Source organism: Rathayibacter sp. AY1C5 (assembly GCF_002931705.1).
GTDB lineage: Bacteria > Actinomycetota > Actinomycetes > Actinomycetales > Microbacteriaceae > Rathayibacter.
Map to the genome: position 1 here is coordinate 143,632 of NZ_PSWD01000001.1, position 16,653 is coordinate 160,284.

Consider the following 16,653-nt stretch of genomic DNA (forward strand, 5'->3'; position numbering starts at 1 on the left):
CCGGCGCCGCGGCGCAGCCCCCGACGCGCTCACATCCGGTCCGGGGCCGTGACGCCCAGCAGGGAGAGCCCGTTGCGGAGCACCTGCCCGGTCGCCTCGTTCAGGCGCAGCCGGGTCGAGTGCACGGCCTCGACCGGGTCCTCGCCCTGCGGCACGACCCGGCAGTTGTCGTACCAGCGGTGGTAGAGGCCGGCGACCTCCTCGAGGTACCGCGCGACGCGGTGCGGCTCGCGCAGCTCCGCGGCGTGCGCCACGATGCGCGGGAACTCCTGCAGGCCGCCGAGCAGCGCCGACTCGGTCGGATGCACCAGCGTCTCGGGCGCGAACGGCTCGACGGGGACGCCCGACGCCGCGGCCTTCGCCGCGACCTGGCGGGTGCGCGCGTGGGCGTACTGCACGTAGTAGACGGGGTTGTCGTTGCTCCGCTTGGTCAGCAGGTCGAGGTCGATGTCGAGGGTCGAGTCGGCCGAGGAGCGCACCAGCGAATAGCGCGCGGCGTCCACGCCGACGGCCTCCGTGAGGTCCTCCATCGTGACGACGGTCCCCGCCCGCTTGGACATCCGGACCGCCTCGCCGTCGCGGAGCAGGTTGACCAGCTGGCCGATCAGGATCTCGAGGTTCACGCCCGGGGTGTCGCCGAACGCCGCGCACATCGCCATCATCCGGCCGATATAGCCGTGGTGGTCGGCGCCGAGCATGATGATCGCCCGATCGAAGCCGCGCTCGCGCTTGTCGAGGTAGTAGGCGAGGTCGCCCGCGATGTAGGCCGCCTCCCCGTCGCTCTTGATGATGACGCGGTCGCGGTCGTCGCCGAACGAGGTGGTCCGCAGCCAGGTGGCGCCGTCCGCCTCGAAGATGTGCCCGAGCTCGCGGAGGCGCTCGATCGCGCGGTCGACGGCGCGCGACTCGTGCAGGGAGTTCTCGTGGAAGTACACGTCGAAGTCGACGCCGAACTCGTGCAGGCTCTGCTTGATCTCGCCGAACATCAGCTCGACGCCGATCGAGCGGAAGGTCTCGGCGAGCTCCTCCTCGGGCAGGACGGCGAGGTCGCCCGGGTAGGCGGCCGCGACGCGCTCGGCGATGTCGCCGATGTAGGCGCCGCCGTAGCCGTCCTCCGGGGTCGGCTCGCCGCGGTGGGCGGCGAGGAGGCTCCGCGTGAAGCGGTCGATCTGCGCGCCGTGGTCGTTGAAGTAGTACTCGCGGGTCACCTCGGCGCCCTGCGAGAGGAGCATCCGGGCCAGGCTGTCGCCGACCGCCGCCCAGCGCGTCCCGCCGATGTGGATGGGGCCGGTGGGGTTGGCGGAGACGAACTCGAGGTTCATCCGGACGCCGGCGTAGGCGGACCCGGTGCCGTAGGCCTCGCCCGCCTCGACGATCGCGCCGGCCAGGGCGCCCGCGGCCGCGGCCTCGAGCCGGACGTTGAGGAAGCCGGGACCGGCGACCTCGACCGTGGCGACGCCCTCGACCGCGCCCAGCCCCTCGGCCAGCTCGGCGGCGAGCTCGCGCGGGTTCGCGCCGACCCGCTTCGCGAGCTTCATCGCGATGTTCGAGGCCCAGTCGCCGTGGTCGCGGTTCTTCGGGCGCTCCAGCACGACGTCCGAGAGCTCGACGCCCGCATCGCTCCCCCGTCGCTGCACGGCGTCGAGGACGAGGGCGTGCAGGGAGGCGGCGAGCTGTTCGGGAGTCACGGGGAGCGATTCTACCGGCCGCCGCGCCCGCGCCCCCCGTCCCTCCTGCACCGCGGGGCCGCTCGGCAGGGCGGCGTTGCTAGGGTGCGACGCATGCGCCGTCCCGCCGCCCTCCTCCTCGTCGCCCTCGCCACGGCGGCCCTCTCCGGCTGCTCCCCCGCGGCCGACCCGGAGCCGAGCGCGAGCGGCGCCGTCAGCGGCACGCCGATCCCCCTCGCCTGCGAGCAGCTGGTCCCGGCCTCGGCGCTCGCGGGCCTGTGGGGCGGATTCTCCCCGGACGACGGCATCGGGACCACCGCCGTCTCCGAGGAGATCGCCCAGTACGACGGCCTGGTCTGCGGATGGTCCGACGATTCGGGCGCCGAGCTGCAGCTGGCCGTGGCCCACCTCGACCCCGCGGTGATCGAGGCGCTCAAGAACGAGTTCTTCACCACCAGCAAGGCCGTCCCCACTTACGGCAAGCCGCCGGAGATCGAGGGCTACTACCAGGTGGCCGAGGGGCGGGGCGTCGCGGACGCCTTCGTCGGCGAGTACTGGATCGAGGCGTCCAGCGCCTCCTTCGTCGAGCCGGGCGACCCCGAGCCGCTCGTGCGGTCGGCGATCGGCGTCCTCGCCGACTGAGCCCCGGCGTCAGCCCAGGCGCACCGGCGAGACGTGGTCGTCGACGAGCGCCGCGTCGCAGTCGGCCTCCACGCTCATCCCGGTCAGGCGCAGGTCCGTCAGGTAGCTGCTGAGGAACGCGGTGTCGGCCGTGTCCCGGCCGGACGAGATGCGCAGCATCGACCCGCGCGGAGCCAGCCGGGTCGCGTCCACGACGTGCCAGGCGCCGCCGACCCAGGCCTCCGTGACCGCGTGGAAGTCGCGCGGCTCGAGGCCCGGCGCGTAGACCGCCGTCACCCGGGCGGGGATGTCGAGGGCGCGGAGCAGCCCGGCGACCGTGTGCGCGAAGTCCCGGCACACGCCCTGGCCGCTCTCGATGACCTGCGCCGCTCCCCCGGTGCCGACCGTCGACCCGTAGACGTACGACAGGTGGCCGTGCACCCATTCCTCGACGGCCGTCAGCGCCTCGAGGCCCCGGGCCCGCCCGAATTCGCGCCGGGCGATCCCGCCGAGCACGTCCGCCTCGGCGTACCGGCTCGGCCGCAGGTACTCGACGAGTTCGAGCTCGCTCGGCTCGTCCGGAGCGCCGTGGCCGGCAACCCGCGCCCGGTACTCGACCCGCAGGTCGCCCTCGTTCCCCGCGACGCGGTGCACGCGGGCGCCGTGCCGCGCCGGGAACTCCCGCACCGGCACTTCCTGCCCGTCGAGCCGGACGGTGAAGGAGTCCTCGAACGAGTCGCCCGTGGGCGTCGCCGCCACCAGGAAGATCAGGTCGGTCGGGCCGTTCAGACGCAGATCCAGCGAGGCGGAGACGGTGCGCAGCATGGCTCCATCGTGGCATGCGCGAGGACCGCTCCCGGCGTCGGGGCCCGCCCCGCCCGGGTGCTAATGTGGTCAGGCACTCCTGGCCCCCATAGCTCAGGGGATAGAGCACTGCCCTCCGGAGGCAGGGGCGTAGGTTCGAATCCTACTGGGGGCACATCTGCGGTCCTCCGCTCCCCTCCCTCGCCTGCGGGCGCTCAGCTCCGGTGCTCGACGCCCCTCGAGGCGCACCCCTCCACCACGGACCGAGCGGCGTCACCCGGTGGGCGACCGAGTCCGACCGTGGCGCTCCTCACCCGGCGCTCCGACCCTCCCCGGACAGCACGAAGGCCCGCGATCGTCGATCACGGGCCTTCGGGACGTTCACCACCGGCACTCGGCCGGTCGGGCTCACTCGTAGAGGTGGAAGGTGCCGGCGCAGTCGGCCGAGCAGAAGCCGTCGCGGCGACGGGCCGAGGCCGCTCCGCAGGCTTCGCAGCGGCGGCGTCCGAGCATCCGCGAGATCAGGCTCTGAGGCGCCGACGCGACCACCGAGACCGGGGTGTCGGGGCGCACGGGGGCTCCCGTGGTCGAATCGAGCTGGATCCCAGCGGTGTCGAGCGTGGCGCGAAGCATCCGTGTTCCTTCCGATCGGTGAACCATGTGCGAGCACTGTATTGCCAGTCCCTGAGATTCTGCGAAGGGCTTGACGCGGCTCGCGATAGAGAGGAGCCGAAATCGACATCTGTCGGTCAGTCGGGATCGACCCGGGGAACGACGAACAGCCGCGCCCCCTCCTGGCGGAGAGAGGCACGGCTGTTCGGGCGTCGAGGATCGGTGGGCGGACCACGCCGGAGCTCATGGGAGCGGGGCGTCGAGCCCGGAACGACCGGGAAGTGGGCCTAGTACGCGCCGCTAGTGCTCCGGGTGTCGATCGCCACCGTCGGTGCGGGAACCGGCACCGGTCGCAGGGCGGGGAGCGAGGCGCTCCTGCCCGTGCGGAACGGCAGCAGGACGAGCATGACGGGAAGAAGGACGATCCACAGGAGGACCGACAGCGCGAGACGCGCCCAGATGGAAAGAATATTGAGCATTTTTGTGCCGCCTTCGGGTGACGGTAGAGGTGAACTTCGCGAACAGGATCATCGGGCCGACGGGGAGAGAAGAGTAGAAATGCGCCACTGATCGCGCCTCTCCCGCCACGCCCCCGAGCGGTCTGTTGCTCCTCATTCGTCGCCCAGCGCCGATCGGATGGGTCGATCCCGCATCCGATCGACACACGGCCCGCCCAGTGCGTCCTCCTGGGAGCCGGGCCGTAGGGTGAGCGCGTGAAGATCCTTGTCGTCGAAGACGATCCAGCCATGGGTGAGGCCCTCGTCGGCGGCCTCGAAGACGCCGGCTACGAGGCCGTGCTGACCACGAACGGCATCGACGCGCTCGTCGCGTTCAGCAACGCCGAGTTCTCGGCCGCCATCGTGGACGTCATGCTGCCGGCGATGTCGGGCTTCGAGATCTGCCGCCGGATCCGCGAGCTCGGCCGGCCCACGCCGATCATGCTGCTGACCGCGCGGGACGCGATCGAGGACCGCGTCTTCGGCCTCGACGCCGGAGCGGACGACTACCTGACCAAGCCGTTCGCGTTCACCGAGCTCAACGCGCGCCTCCGGGCCCTCCTGCGCCGCAGCCCGTCGCTGATGTCCACCTCGATCGACGTCGGACGCATCACCGTGGACGGATCGAGCATCCGGCGCACCGCCGACGGCTCGCGCATCCACGTCAGCCCGAAGGAGCTCGAGCTCCTCAAGCTCCTCATCACTCCCGTCGGCTCCGTCGTGACCCGCCAGCGGATCCTCTCCGAGATCTGGGGCGGCGGCGAGATCGTCGACAACAACATCGTCGACCAGTACGTCAGCTACCTGCGCAAGAAGCTCCCGACCGAGGACACGGGCGTCAGCATCGTGACCGTCCGCGGCAAGGGCTACTTCCTCCGCCCGGTCGAATAGCCCGTGTCGCGGATGAGCACGGCACGCCGCCGGGTCGGCGCGCTCTCGATCCGCGCGAGGATCACCGTGGGAACGGTCGCTGTGGCGACCGCCCTCTTCGCGCTCGCGGCGCTGCTCTTCTACCAGGTGGTCACCGGCATCGTCGACCGCAGCGAGCGGACGATCCTGATGTCGATCGAGGACGAGGTGCGCCGCGACATCTCGGCGGGCAACGTCCCGCGCACGCAGGGCTCGTCGACGGGCCAGCTGTTCCTCGCTCTCGCGCCCGACGGGAGCGTCAGCACCTCGACCATGCCCTCGCGCCTGAGCGGCGAGGTGCTCAGCGCTCTGGCGGAGGAGCCGGCCGACACCTCGCCCCGGTACGCCGACGTGACGACGGCGAACGGCAGCTATCTGGTCCGCTTCACGGCCATCGAGAGCGATCGCGGCGTCTGGCAGGTCGCCTCCGCCCGCGATCAGGCCGCGTCGCAGCTCGTCCTCGACGACTTCGCCCACGTGCTCGTCTACGCCGCGATCTTCCTCGTCGTCACGTTCGGGCTCGCCTCGTGGATCCTGACGGGCGCGGCCCTCGCCCCGGTGCGCCGGATGCGGGCGCGCGCGGATCAGATCGCCGCCGAGCCCGGGCAGGGCGACCAGCTCCCGGTCGTCGGCACGCGCGACGAGATCGACGAGCTCGCGGTGACGCTGAACGCGTTCCTGACCAAGCAGACCGCGTCGCTGGCCCGGGAGAAGCAGATGGTGTCGGATGCGAGCCACGAGCTCCGCACTCCCCTCGCCGCGCTCTCCGCCCAGCTCGAGATCGCCCACCACCGCGTCGACGACCCGGTCGCGGTCGACCGGGTCATCCTCGACGCGCAGAAGAGCGTCGACCGGCTCGTGCGCCTCGCATCCGCCCTCCTCGACATCTCGCGCATCGAGAGCCGCACCGTCCGCCCGACCGCTCCCTTCGCCGAGCTCGTCGACGAGTTGGTGGGCGCCGTCGACCGCACCCGCCTGCTCGCCTCGGAGTCGGGGGTGGAGATCGACTACGAGATCGACGAGCGCGAGCCGGTGCGGCTCTACGCGGTCGCGTCCCAGGACTTCGGCCGGGTGATCGACAACCTCGTGAGGAACGCGATCCAGGCGATGAACGGCGGCGGCATGATCGTCGCCTCCCTCTCGCAGTCGGACGGGCGCCTGATGCTCAGCGTCTCGGACGACGGACCGGGGATGCCCGACGCCTTCATCCCGGTCGCCTTCGACCGCTTCTCCCGCCCGGACGACTCCCGGACCCTCGCCTCCGGCGGCAGCGGTCTGGGGCTGGCCCTGGTGCACACCACCGTGCTCTCGGCCGGCGGGACGGTCGCCCTGGTCAACCGCTCCCCCCGGGGTCTCGCGGTCGACATCGTCCTCCCGCCCGTCGGCTCCGCCTGAGCCGCCCCGCCCCCGGAATGACGAAGGCCCCCGGCGGACCGGGGGCCTTCGTGGAGGATCGTCAGCGCGGGTCGTCCTCGGGGCGGACGGGCTGCGGCTGCGGGTCGCCGACCGCGGCGGGCGGCGGAGCCCAGGCCGTCTGCGGCGCCTCCGCCGGGGAGGTGCCGCCGTCGAGCAGGTTGCGCGCGCGGTTGACCACCTCGGGGTCCACGAGCACGGAGTAGCTTGTCGCGATCACCTGCATGGTCGAGGTGAAGTCGCGACGGCGGCGGTTCACGGCGTAGGAGGCGAGCCCGAAGAGCATCCCGAAGCCGGCGCCGAGGAGGACCGCCGCGATGAGGAAGGAGAACTCCGTCGTCGGCGAGAAGATGATGAGCAGGAGGCCCAGGAAGACACCGAGCCAGGCGCCGGAGGCCGCTCCGGCGAGGGCGACGCGGCCCCAGGTGAGCTTGCCGGTCACCCGCTCGACGCTCTTGAGCTCGTTGCCGATGATGGCGAGCTGGCGCACCGGGAAGTCGGCGCGGGCGAGCACGTCGACGGCGGCCTGCGCCTCCTGGTACGTGTCGAACGTGGCGAGGATCTCCCCGCGCGGGATCGTGGGGAAGGCCGGCCCTCGGCCGCTGAACGGCGTCTGCTGAGTCACCCGGACAGAATCGCACAGGCCACTTGAAGGTCTCTGAACGGATTCGGAGAACCGGCCGAGGGCGAGCCGGGAACGCTCGGCGTCCGCCCGGCTGCACGGGACTAGGTTTGTAGCCGTGAGTTCCGCCAGAGTCTTCGTCGCGCGCTTGGCCGGATGCAGTGTCTTCGACCCGGCCGGCGATCGCGTCGGCAAGGTCCGCGACGTGCTCCTGGTCTACCGGCAGAACGACGCCCCGCGGGTGGTCGGCCTGGTGGTCGAGATCCCCGGGCGCCGTCGGGTCTTCGTGTCGATCGGCCGGGTCACCAGCATCGGCAGCGGCCAGATCATCACCACCGGGCTCATCAACGTGCGCCGCTTCGAGCAGCGGGGCGGAGAGGTCCGCGTCATCGCCGAGCTCCTCGGCCGCCGGGTGAGCTTCGTGGACGGCTCCGGTGACGCGGTCGTCGAGGACGTCGCGATCGAGGAGGCCGCTCCCGGCGAGTGGGAGCTCGCGCAGCTCTTCGTCCGCCGGCCCAAGACCAGCCCCTCCCCCTTCGCCAAGGGCGCGACCGCCTTCGCCGGCTGGCGCGAGGTCCGCGAGAGCGTCTCGACCGAGGCGCAGTCCGCCGAGCAGTACGTCGCCAGCCTCTCCGAGCTCAAGCCCGCCGACCTCGCCAGCACGCTCCTCGACCTGCCGCAGCAGCGGATGCTCGAGGTCGCCGGCGAGCTCTCGGACGACCGCCTCGCGGACGTGCTCGAGGAGATGCCCGAGAGCGAGCAGGTCGAGATCCTCGGCCGGCTCGACGACGACCGCGCCGCCGACGTCCTCGACCAGATGCAGCCGGACGACGCGGCCGACCTGATCGCCCAGCTCTCGGAGGAGCGCGGCGAGGCGCTCCTGGAGCTGATGGAGCCGGAGGAGGCGGACGACGTCCGCATGCTCCTCACCTACGCCCCGGAGTCCGCCGGCGGTCTGATGACCACGGAGCCGATCATCGTCTCCTCCGAGGCGACCGTCGCCGAGGGTCTCGCCCTCATCCGCCGCCACGAGCTCGCCCCGGCCCTCGGCGCCGCCGTCTGCGTCACGCTGCCGCCCTACGAGCCGCCGACCGGCCGCTTCCTCGGCATGGTGCACTTCCAGCGGATGCTCCGCTACCCGCCGCACGAGCGCCTCGGCACCCTGCTCGACCAGAGCATGGACCCGATCACGCCCGAGACCTCGGCGGCCGAGGTCGCCCGGATCCTGGCCAGCTACAACCTCGTCTCGGTGCCCGTCGTCGACGCGTCCCACCGCCTCGTCGGCGTCGTGACCATCGACGACGTCCTCGACTACCTCCTCCCCGACGACTGGCGCAGCCACGGCGACGACGACGAACCGAGGAAGCCGGTGACGACGGCGACGCAGGGCGTCCCGCTCGTGCCGCCGGCACCCGCGGCGACAGGCAGGACACGACGGGGACGGAGGGGCGCGCGTGGCTAGGGACACCAAGCAGGACCGGCGCCTGGACGCTCCCAAGGGCTTGCGCACCCGCGTCCTCTCGCGGCGGAACCGCCCGAGCAGCGACCGCTTCGGCCGCCTGACCGAGTCGTTCGCCCGCGGCATGGGCACGCCGTGGTTCCTGGTCGGCATGACGATCTTCTGCGTCTTCTGGCTGATGTTCAACACCTACGGGCCCGCGGACGCGCGCTTCGACTCGCAGGCCCTCGGCTTCACGGTGCTGACGCTGATCCTCTCGCTGCAGGCCTCCTACGCCGCGCCGCTGCTGCTGCTCGCGCAGAACCGCCAGGACGACCGCGACCGCGTCCAGATCGAGCAGGACCGGCAGCGGGCCGAGCGCAACCTCGCGGACACCGAGTACCTCGCGCGCGAGGTCGTGGCCCTGCGCCTGGCGATACGCGACATGGCGAGCAAGGACTTCATCCGCTCGGAGCTGCGCGGCCTCCTCGAGGAGCTCGAGAAGGATCGGGCGCAGGAGCCCGAGCGGCGCGATGCCTGACGTCGCCGCCATCGAGACCGCCGTCAGGACGGCGCTGGCCCGGGTCGTCGATCCGGAGATCCGGAAGCCCATCACCGAGCTCGACATGCTCGAGTCGGTCGAGGCGGCCGTCGACGGAGCGGTCCGCGTCGCGATCCGGCTGACCATCGTCGGCTGCCCGGCCGCCTCCGCGATCGAGCGCGACGTACGCGAGGCCGCGGCCTCGGCTCCCGGAGTCACGGCGGTCGACGTCGTGGTCGGAGTGATGACGCCGGCGCAGCGCACCGCCCTCACCGAGCGCCTCCAGGGCGGCCGCCGGAGCATGCCCTTCGGCCCGGACTCGCTCACCCGCGTGTACGCGGTCACCAGCGGCAAGGGCGGTGTCGGCAAGTCGACCGTCACCGCCAACCTCGCGGTCGCCCTCGCTCAGCGGGGGCTCGCGGTCGGCCTCGTAGACGCCGACGTGCACGGCTTCTCCATCCCCGGCCTGCTCGGCCTGATGCACGACGGGCGCGTCGCGGGGCCCACCCGCGTCGGCGAACTGATGCTGCCGCCGGTGGCGCACGGCGTGAAGGTCATCTCGATCGGGATGTTCCTCGAGGGCGACACCCGGGGGGCGGCCGTCTCCTGGCGCGGACCCATGCTGCACCGCACGATCTCCCAGTTCCTCACCGACGTGTACTTCGGCGACCTCGACGTGCTCCTGCTCGACCTGCCTCCCGGCACGGGGGATGTGGCGATCTCCATCGGGCAGCTGCTCCCGCATGCGGAGGTCCTCATCGTCACCACCCCGCAGCCGGCGGCCGCCGACGTGGCCGAGCGCAGCGGCGCGCTCGCCCGCCAATCGGGCCAGCGCATCGTCGGAGTGGTCGAGAACATGTCGGGGCTTCCGCAGCCCGACGGCTCGGTGCTGGAGCTCTTCGGCAGCGGAGGCGGGGCCGAGGTCGCGCGTCGGCTCACTGCGACGGGCGACGAGGTGCCGCTACTCGCGTCGCTGCCGATCTCCGTCGCGCTGCGGGCGGGGGGCGACGAGGGCGTGCCCGTCGTCGTCGGCGATCCGGAGGATCCTGCCGCCCGGGCGATCGACGCCCTGGCGGCGACGCTCGCCGCGCGGCCGCGGGGACTGACCGGCCGTCGTCTTCCGCTCGCCGTCGGCTGACGCCTCCGCGCGGCTTCGTGCGGGCGGCGTCGGTCGAGACGCCCGCCCGACGCTCCTCGCGGAGCAGGGCTCAGGTGGCCTCGGAGTCGATCGGCGGCGGCGCGACGCTCGAGAGCGTGCCGGACGAGACGGAGCGCTGCATCGTCGTGTAGTAGCTGTCCTGCGCGGAGCCGGTGCCGCCCGGCACGACCGGAGCGGCGACAGCGGTGGGCGGCTTCACGGTGGGGGCCGGATCGTCCTCGAGCAGGGCGTCGCGGATGATGCGGCGGGGATCGTACTGGCGCGGGTCGAGCTTCTTCCAGTCGACGTCGTTGAACTCGTCGCCCATCTCGTCCTTGACGCGCTCCCGGGCCTGCGTGGCGAATCCGCGCACCTTGCGCACGAGCTGCCCGAGCTGGGCGGCGTAGTGCGGGAGGCGGTCGGGACCCAGCACGAAGACAGCGATGACCCCGATGATGAGGAGCTTGTCGAACGTCAGACCGAACACGAGGACAACACTAACCCGCCGCGCCTCCCTCGCGGAGCCCGCGCGCCACCGTACCCTGACGATGCCCGGGCGCGATCCGCTCGGTGCACCGATCAGAGGAGCGCCCCCGTGTCCGACAAGGATGCCAACTGGAAGTACGCCGAGGACGCGGTCGTCGAGTCGGAGGCCATCGCCTCGGCCCGCCGGCTCTCGGTCGAGCTGGGCATCGACGCCGTCTCCCCCTCGATCGGAGCGCAGGCCGCGCTGGTCGCCGCCGCGGCGCGCGCGACCTCCATCATCGAGATCGGCACCGGCACCGGAGTGAGCGGCCTGTGGCTGCTCGACGGCGCCCCCGAGGCCATGCTCACCTCGATCGACTCCGAGGCGGTGCACCAGCAGCACGCGCGCGCCCAGTTCCACGAGGCGGGCATCTCGCCCAACCGGCTCCGGCTCATCCCGGGCCGCGCCCTCGAGGTGCTGCCCCGTATGAACGAGAACTCCTACGACATCGTCTTCGTCGACGGCGATCCGCTGCAGGTCATCGAGAACGTCGAGCACGCGCTGCGGCTCGTCCGTCCGGGCGGGACGGTCCTCGTCCCCCACGCGCTCTGGCGCGGACGCGTGGCCAATCCCGCGCAGCGCGATGAGATCGCGACGGCGTTCCGCACGCTGGTGGCCGAGGTCTGCGCCTCCCCCGCCGTGGTCAGCGTGCTCTCGCCGATCGGCGACGGCCTGCTGCAGGCCAACAAGCGCCGCGCCTGACGAGCGCGGCCGACCGAGGAAAGACGGAACGCCCGCCGCACGGTGTGCGACGGGCGTTCACGACGGTGCGGATCAGGCGGGAGACACCACCGACGCGAGCGCGTCGTGCAGCTCTTTCGCCTCTGCATCGTTGACCGAGACGACGAGGCGTCCGCCTCCTTCGAGCGGAACGCGCACGACGATGAGTCGGCCCTCCTTAACAGCCTCCATCGGTCCGTCTCCGGTCCTCGGCTTCATGGCCGCCATAGAGTTCCCCTTTCGTGACGTATCCCCCTATTATCGTGCATCCGCGGGGGTGTTCCGAACCGCGCCCGGAAGTCGGGCGTCAGCCGATCACGGCGGGGACCAGTCGCCCGGGGTGAACACCCAGCACAGCAGCACCCAGACGATCTGCCCGACGATCGATGCGGCCACCACGAACACCCTCAGGAGGGTCGACCGCGGCACCGCGAGCGCCCCGGCCAGCGGGAACATCGGCATCAGGATGCGGAACGTGCTCGACTGCGGGTAGAAGAACGCGAAGAGGTAGATCGCGTAGCCGCCGACCCAGAGCCGCGAGAAGACGTCGAGGCTGCGCGTGGCCCGCGAGAACAGGATCGCCAGGAATCCGAGCACCACCACGACGGTGATGCCCATGCCCGTGATCGGCGAGCCGAACCAGAGGCCTCCCCACCAGCCCCCGCCGGCGAACCAGGAGGTGAAGGGGATGAGCTCGCCCTCGCCGATGAAGACGCTGCGCCAGGCGAGCTCGGTGTCGGTGTACGCGGTGAAGGAGCCGGTCACGGCCCAGGCGATGAGCAGCCAGGCGAACCCCACCGCGAGGGACCAGACCGTGAGGGAGACCGTGAAGGCGAACTCCCGGCGGGCGAACGGCTCGGTGCCGCGCACGTGCCGCCAGACGCGGTAAAGGAAGTAGAGGCCCGTCATCGCCGCGATCGCGAGACCGCTCGGGCGCAGGAGCCCCACGACCAGCACGACGGGGAACGTCCAGATCCACTTGCGGCGCACCAGCAGGAGGAGCAGCACGGCCGTCAGGAGGATGCCGCCGGACTCCGCGTAGCCGATCTGCAGGATCGGGGACGTCGGAGCGACGCAGAAGAAGACGATCCCCATCAGCGCCTGGCCCTCGCTGAGCGAGACGCGGAACAGCCGGTAGATCACCAGGCACGCCGCTGCACTGCAGACCAGGGCGACGAGCACCGCCGCGTTCGCCCAGTCGAGCCCGGTGATGTTCATCAGGCCGCGGACGGTGAACGGGTAGACGGGCATGAACGCCCAGGGGTTCTGCTCCACGGCTCCGGACGGCGAGAGCGGCAGGACCGACGGGTACCCCGTCATCCCGATCCGCTCGTACCAGCCGCCGTCCCACGTCGTCGCGAACCGGACGTAGGTGTCGCGGAGTCCCGTCCACTCGACGCCCTGACGCACGGCGCCGACACGGAGCATGATCACGGTCGTGACGACCCGGGACACGGCAAAGACCAGGAGCACCTGGATCCACCACGGGATCCTCCGGAGCAGACCCCAGCGGGAGCGGGACGGAGAGGCGTCCTCCGTCTCCGGCGCGATCGCGGTGGCGCTCACGCGAGCGGCCCGCGGTCCGTCGAGGAGGCGGAGGGGGTCGTCAGCGGGGAGCGGGCGGGTGTCGCCGCGGCTCGCCGGCGGGTCGGCCGGAGGAGGGGCGACGCGTGTCGCGGCTCACCGGCTGGCGTGAGGGGAGACATTCCGACGAGCATACCCGTGCGGGAGTCGGGAGTCCCGGGAGAAGCACCGCGCCGGGCGGGCGCGCGGCACGATCACGGCGGGGTCCAGTCCGATCCGGCGACGGCCCAGCAGATCGAGATCCAGACGATCTGGCCGCCGATCCCGAGCAGGACCAGCGCGACCCGGAAGACCGGCGAGCGCGGCACCGCCAGCGCTCCGACGAGCGGGAACATCGGGCCCAGCAGCCGGAAGGTGCTCGACTGCGGGAAGAAGAACGCCAGCAGGTAGACGCCGTACCCGGCGACCCAGGCCCGGCTGAAGAGATCGAGCCGCCGTGTCCACGGTGCGGCGAGGATCCCGACGAACGCAGCCAGGAGGAGCACCACCAGCACGACGCCGACGGCCGGGGCCCCGAACCACCACGAGCCCCACCAGGCGCCGCCCTGGAACCACGGGGTCAGCGGGAGCAGCTCCTGGTAGCCGATGTAGACCGCACGCCACGCCAGCTCGGTGTCGGTGTACGCGGTCATCGACCCGGTGACGGCCCACGCCACGGCGGGCCAGAGGAAGCCGACCACGAGCCCCCACGCCGTCAGGCCCACGGCCGGCAGCCACTCCGACCGCGGGAACGGCTCCGTGCGGCGCCGGACGAACCGGTAGACGACGTACAGGCCGAGCGCGGCGGCGAAGGCGAGCCCGCTCGGCCGGGTCAGGCCCAGCAGCAGCACGACGGGCACGACCGCGAGCCAGCGCCGCCGCACCAGGAGGAGGAGCGTGACCGCGGTCAGGAGCATCGCCATCGACTCCGCGTAGGCGAGCTGCATCAGCGGCGAGGTCGGCGCCACGCAGAACAGCAGCACCGCCGTCAGCGACTGCGACTCGCCGAGGGAGTGCCGGAAGAGGCGGTACAGGACGAGGCAGGCTCCGGCTCCGCACAGGACGGAGACGGTCACGGCGGCCGGAGCCCAGGTGAGGCCGGTGAGCGCCATCAGCGCCTTCACGACGCCCGGGTAGAGCGGCATGAAGGCCCAGGCGTTCTCCCCCACGTGGCCGTCCTGCGTGATCGGCAGGAAGCCGGGATACCCGGTGGCCGCGATGATCTCGTACCAGCGGCCGTCCCACATCGACGCGAAGGCCGAGTAGGACGGGGAGGGTCCGGTCCACGGGTTCGCGAGCTGGTGCGCGGCGAACTGCAGCAGGATCACCGTCGTGACCACGCGGGTCGCGATGTACACCAGGAGGACGCGCGCCCACCACGGGACCAGGCGCAGGCGGAGGCGGACGGGGACGGCCGTGGCGGTCGCGCTCACGAGGACGCGGTCAGCCAGCGGCGGAGGCCCTCGGTGCACTCGGTGATCTCGTGCACCGCCACGCGCTCGTCGTCGGCGTGGGCCCGGAGCGGGTCGCCCGGTCCGTAGTTGACAGCCGGGATGCCCATGGCGGAGAACCGCGCGACGTCGGTCCAGCCGTACTTGGGCTTCGCCTCGGCTCCGACGGCCGCGAGGAAGGCCTGGGCCAGAGGTGCGTCCAGCCCCGGGCGGGCGCCCTCGGCCAGATCGTCCACCGTCACCTCGAACCCCTCGAAGAGCTCCTCGAGGTGGGCGAGCGCCTCCTCCCCGGACCGGTCGGGGGCGAAGCGGTAGTTGACCTGCACCGTGCAGAGGTCCGGGATCACGTTGCCCGCGACCCCGCCGGTGACGCGCACGGCGTTGACGCCCTCGCGGTACACGAGGCCCTCGACCTCGACCTCGCGCGGTACGTAGGCGGCGAGGCGGTCGAGGATCGGCGCCGCCGCGTGGATCGCGTTCTCGCCGACCCAGCTGCGGGCGGAGTGGGCGCGGACGCCGCGGGTGACCACGTCGACCCGGAGCGTCCCGTTGCAGCCGCCCTCCACTGCTCCGCTGGTCGGCTCGCCGAGCACGGCGAAGTCGGCGGAGAAGAGGTCGGGGCGGTGCCGGGAGAGACGGCCGAGGCCGTTGAGGTCCGCTGCGACCTCCTCGTTGTCGTACCACATCCAGGTGATGTCGACGGCCGGATCGGAGAGCTCGGCGGCGAGGACGAGCTGCACCGCCACTCCGGCCTTCATGTCGACGGTCCCGCGGCCGATCAGGTGCTCGACGCCGTCGATCGTCTCGGCGACGACGGGCAGGTTGCCGTTGACCGGCACCGTGTCGAGGTGCCCGGCGATCACGACGCGCTGGGCGAGGCCGAGGTTCGTCCGCGCCACGACGGTGTGGCCGTCGCGGATGACCTCGAGGTGGTCGTACTGCTCGAGCGCCCACTGCACCGCGTCCGCGATCTCGAGCTCGTCGCCCGAGACGGACGGGATGTCGCAGAGGATCCGCGTCAGGGCGACCGGATCGGTGCGCAGATCGAGCGGAGGGGCGGTGGTCGGATCGGCCATGCGCCCCAGGGTAGCGGCCGGACGCTCCGCGCTACCCTGATCGGCATGACCCTCGAGCACTCCGCAGACTCCTCCGCGCCCGCCTCCGCCTGGGGATACGGGCTCGCCACCGTGGCCGCCGACGGCACCGTCCTCGACACCTGGTTCCCGGAGCCGCGCCTCGGCACCATCCCGGCCGGCCGCGACCCCTGGATCGTGCCGGCGGAGTTCGAGGAGCAGGCCGGCGAGGATCCGCGCCGCGAGGTCCGCATCGACGTGGTCACGCTGCAGATCGACGTGCAGGCGCCGCCCGCCTCCACGTCCGACGCCTACCTGCGGCTGCACCTGCTCTCGCACCTCCTGGTCCGCCCGAACGAGGTGAACCTCGACGGCGTCTTCGCCCACCTGCCGAACGTGGTGTGGACGAACGCCGGTCCGGTCTCGCCGGAGTCGTTCACCCGCCTGCGCCCCTCGCTCCGGCGCCACGGCATCCAGGCCACCGGGATCGACAAGTTCCCGCGGCTGACCGACTACGTCACCCCCGCGAAGGTGCGCATCGCGGACACCTCGCGCGTCCGCCTCGGGGCGCATCTGGCACCCGGCACGACGGTGATGCACGAGGGCTTCGTCAACTTCAACGCCGGGACCCTCGGCAGCTCGATGATCGAGGGGCGCATCTCGCAGGGCGTCGTGGTCGGCGACGGCTCGGACATCGGCGGAGGCGCGTCCATCATGGGCACCCTCTCGGGCGGAGGAGTGCAGCGCGTCTCGATCGGCGCGCGGGCGCTGCTGGGTGCGAACTCGGGCATCGGCATCTCCCTCGGCGACGACACCGTCGTCGAGGCCGGCCTCTACGTGACCGCCGGCACCAAGGTCGTCGTGGTCGGCGGAGCGCCGCGCGCCGACGGCGCCCCGCAGACCGTGAAGGCCGTGCAGCTCTCGGGCGTGCCGAACCTGCTCTTCCGCCGCAACTCACTCACCGGAGCTGTCGAGGTCCTCCCCCGCACCGGCGCCGGCATCGAGCTGAACGCCGCCCTGCACGCCTGAGGACGGGCGTCCGGCGCCGCCGGGCCCAG

The 16,653-nt window shown here is 72.1% G+C and carries 18 protein-coding genes and 1 tRNA gene; 9 read left to right on the forward strand and 10 right to left on the reverse strand.

Translation table 11 applies throughout. The features are described 5' to 3' along the window. Positions 1–29: 29 nt before the first annotated feature. Positions 30–1,688: an arginine--tRNA ligase gene (gene argS, locus C5C57_RS00655; RefSeq protein ID WP_104222999.1), complete on the reverse strand. Its 1,659-nt coding sequence runs from the start codon at positions 1,686–1,688 to the stop codon at positions 30–32. Between the two features lie 93 nt (positions 1,689–1,781). Here argS and C5C57_RS00660 point away from each other — a divergent pair, with 93 nt between their 5' ends. Then, positions 1,782–2,309, forward strand: coding sequence for a hypothetical protein (locus tag C5C57_RS00660; RefSeq protein ID WP_104260120.1), 528 nt, complete (start codon positions 1,782–1,784; stop codon positions 2,307–2,309). A 9-nt stretch (positions 2,310–2,318) separates the two neighbouring features. Here the strand turns inward: C5C57_RS00660 and C5C57_RS00665 are convergent, their stop codons facing one another. Next, a complete protein-coding gene (locus tag C5C57_RS00665; protein ID WP_104297152.1) occupies positions 2,319–3,113 on the reverse strand; it encodes a transglutaminase family protein in 795 nt (264 codons plus the stop codon). Positions 3,114–3,195: 82 nt separating this feature from the next. Between C5C57_RS00665 and C5C57_RS00670 the strand changes: the two genes are divergently transcribed. Further along, positions 3,196–3,267 (forward strand) — tRNA-Arg (locus C5C57_RS00670). A gap of 233 nt (positions 3,268–3,500) precedes the next feature. Here the strand turns inward: C5C57_RS00670 and C5C57_RS00675 are convergent. Further along, the gene (locus C5C57_RS00675) at positions 3,501–3,725 is read right to left on the reverse strand and encodes a hypothetical protein (protein WP_104249561.1); all 225 of its coding nucleotides are present in this window, start codon (positions 3,723–3,725) and stop codon (positions 3,501–3,503) included. A gap of 266 nt (positions 3,726–3,991) precedes the next feature. Beyond that, positions 3,992–4,183, reverse strand: coding sequence for a hypothetical protein (locus C5C57_RS00680; protein WP_104297153.1), 192 nt, complete (start codon positions 4,181–4,183; stop codon positions 3,992–3,994). 234 nt (positions 4,184–4,417) lie between these two features. Between C5C57_RS00680 and C5C57_RS00685 the strand changes: the two genes are divergently transcribed. Beyond that, on the forward strand, positions 4,418–5,092 hold the full coding sequence (locus tag C5C57_RS00685; RefSeq protein ID WP_258059273.1) for a response regulator transcription factor: 675 nt from the start codon (positions 4,418–4,420) through the stop codon (positions 5,090–5,092). A 12-nt stretch (positions 5,093–5,104) separates the two neighbouring features. Next, positions 5,105–6,505: a cell wall metabolism sensor histidine kinase WalK gene (locus C5C57_RS00690; RefSeq protein ID WP_146078762.1), complete on the forward strand. Its 1,401-nt coding sequence runs from the start codon at positions 5,105–5,107 to the stop codon at positions 6,503–6,505. A gap of 61 nt (positions 6,506–6,566) precedes the next feature. On the opposite strand, the gene C5C57_RS00695 is transcribed toward C5C57_RS00690, so the two are convergent. Continuing rightward, positions 6,567–7,148 (reverse strand): general stress protein, encoded by a 582-nt coding sequence (locus tag C5C57_RS00695; RefSeq protein ID WP_258063423.1) that lies wholly within the window; start codon positions 7,146–7,148, stop codon positions 6,567–6,569. A 115-nt stretch (positions 7,149–7,263) separates the two neighbouring features. Here C5C57_RS00695 and C5C57_RS00700 point away from each other — a divergent pair, with 115 nt between their 5' ends. From C5C57_RS00700 to C5C57_RS00710, 3 genes are read left to right on the forward strand one after another with little or no spacing between them, the layout of a single operon-like run. Beyond that, the gene (locus C5C57_RS00700) at positions 7,264–8,607 is read left to right on the forward strand and encodes a magnesium transporter MgtE N-terminal domain-containing protein (protein WP_104225554.1); all 1,344 of its coding nucleotides are present in this window, start codon (positions 7,264–7,266) and stop codon (positions 8,605–8,607) included. Beyond that, positions 8,600–9,124, forward strand: coding sequence for a DUF1003 domain-containing protein (locus C5C57_RS00705; RefSeq protein ID WP_104222991.1), 525 nt, complete (start codon positions 8,600–8,602; stop codon positions 9,122–9,124). Before C5C57_RS00700 ends, C5C57_RS00705 begins: the two co-directional genes overlap by 8 nt. Then, on the forward strand, positions 9,117–10,262 hold the full coding sequence (locus tag C5C57_RS00710) for an Mrp/NBP35 family ATP-binding protein (RefSeq protein ID WP_104232735.1): 1,146 nt from the start codon (positions 9,117–9,119) through the stop codon (positions 10,260–10,262). Before C5C57_RS00705 ends, C5C57_RS00710 begins: the two co-directional genes overlap by 8 nt. A gap of 70 nt (positions 10,263–10,332) precedes the next feature. On the opposite strand, the gene C5C57_RS00715 is transcribed toward C5C57_RS00710, so the two are convergent. After that, complete coding sequence (locus C5C57_RS00715; protein ID WP_146076468.1) at positions 10,333–10,749, reverse strand: twin-arginine translocase TatA/TatE family subunit; 417 nt, start codon at positions 10,747–10,749, stop codon at positions 10,333–10,335. A gap of 108 nt (positions 10,750–10,857) precedes the next feature. Between C5C57_RS00715 and C5C57_RS00720 the strand changes: the two genes are divergently transcribed. Then, positions 10,858–11,490: an O-methyltransferase gene (locus C5C57_RS00720; protein WP_104222989.1), complete on the forward strand. Its 633-nt coding sequence runs from the start codon at positions 10,858–10,860 to the stop codon at positions 11,488–11,490. A 72-nt stretch (positions 11,491–11,562) separates the two neighbouring features. Here C5C57_RS00720 and C5C57_RS00725 read toward each other — a convergent pair whose 3' ends face one another. From C5C57_RS00725 to dapE, 4 genes are all read right to left on the reverse strand, one after another. Continuing rightward, positions 11,563–11,736, reverse strand: a complete 174-nt coding sequence (locus C5C57_RS00725) for a DUF3117 domain-containing protein (protein ID WP_068208299.1) — start codon at positions 11,734–11,736, stop codon at positions 11,563–11,565. Between the two features lie 87 nt (positions 11,737–11,823). After that, complete coding sequence (locus C5C57_RS00730; RefSeq protein WP_104222988.1) at positions 11,824–13,074, reverse strand: hypothetical protein; 1,251 nt, start codon at positions 13,072–13,074, stop codon at positions 11,824–11,826. 212 nt (positions 13,075–13,286) lie between these two features. Beyond that, positions 13,287–14,504 (reverse strand): hypothetical protein, encoded by a 1,218-nt coding sequence (locus tag C5C57_RS00735; RefSeq protein ID WP_258065743.1) that lies wholly within the window; start codon positions 14,502–14,504, stop codon positions 13,287–13,289. Continuing rightward, a complete protein-coding gene (gene dapE / locus C5C57_RS00740) occupies positions 14,501–15,598 on the reverse strand; it encodes a succinyl-diaminopimelate desuccinylase (RefSeq protein WP_104297154.1) in 1,098 nt (365 codons plus the stop codon). The genes C5C57_RS00735 and dapE overlap by 4 nt, the downstream gene beginning before the upstream one ends. Positions 15,599–15,643: 45 nt before the next feature. Here dapE and dapD point away from each other — a divergent pair, with 45 nt between their 5' ends. Continuing rightward, positions 15,644–16,624 (forward strand): 2,3,4,5-tetrahydropyridine-2,6-dicarboxylate N-succinyltransferase, encoded by a 981-nt coding sequence (gene dapD / locus C5C57_RS00745; RefSeq protein WP_104246605.1) that lies wholly within the window; start codon positions 15,644–15,646, stop codon positions 16,622–16,624. Positions 16,625–16,653 lie beyond the last annotated feature (29 nt).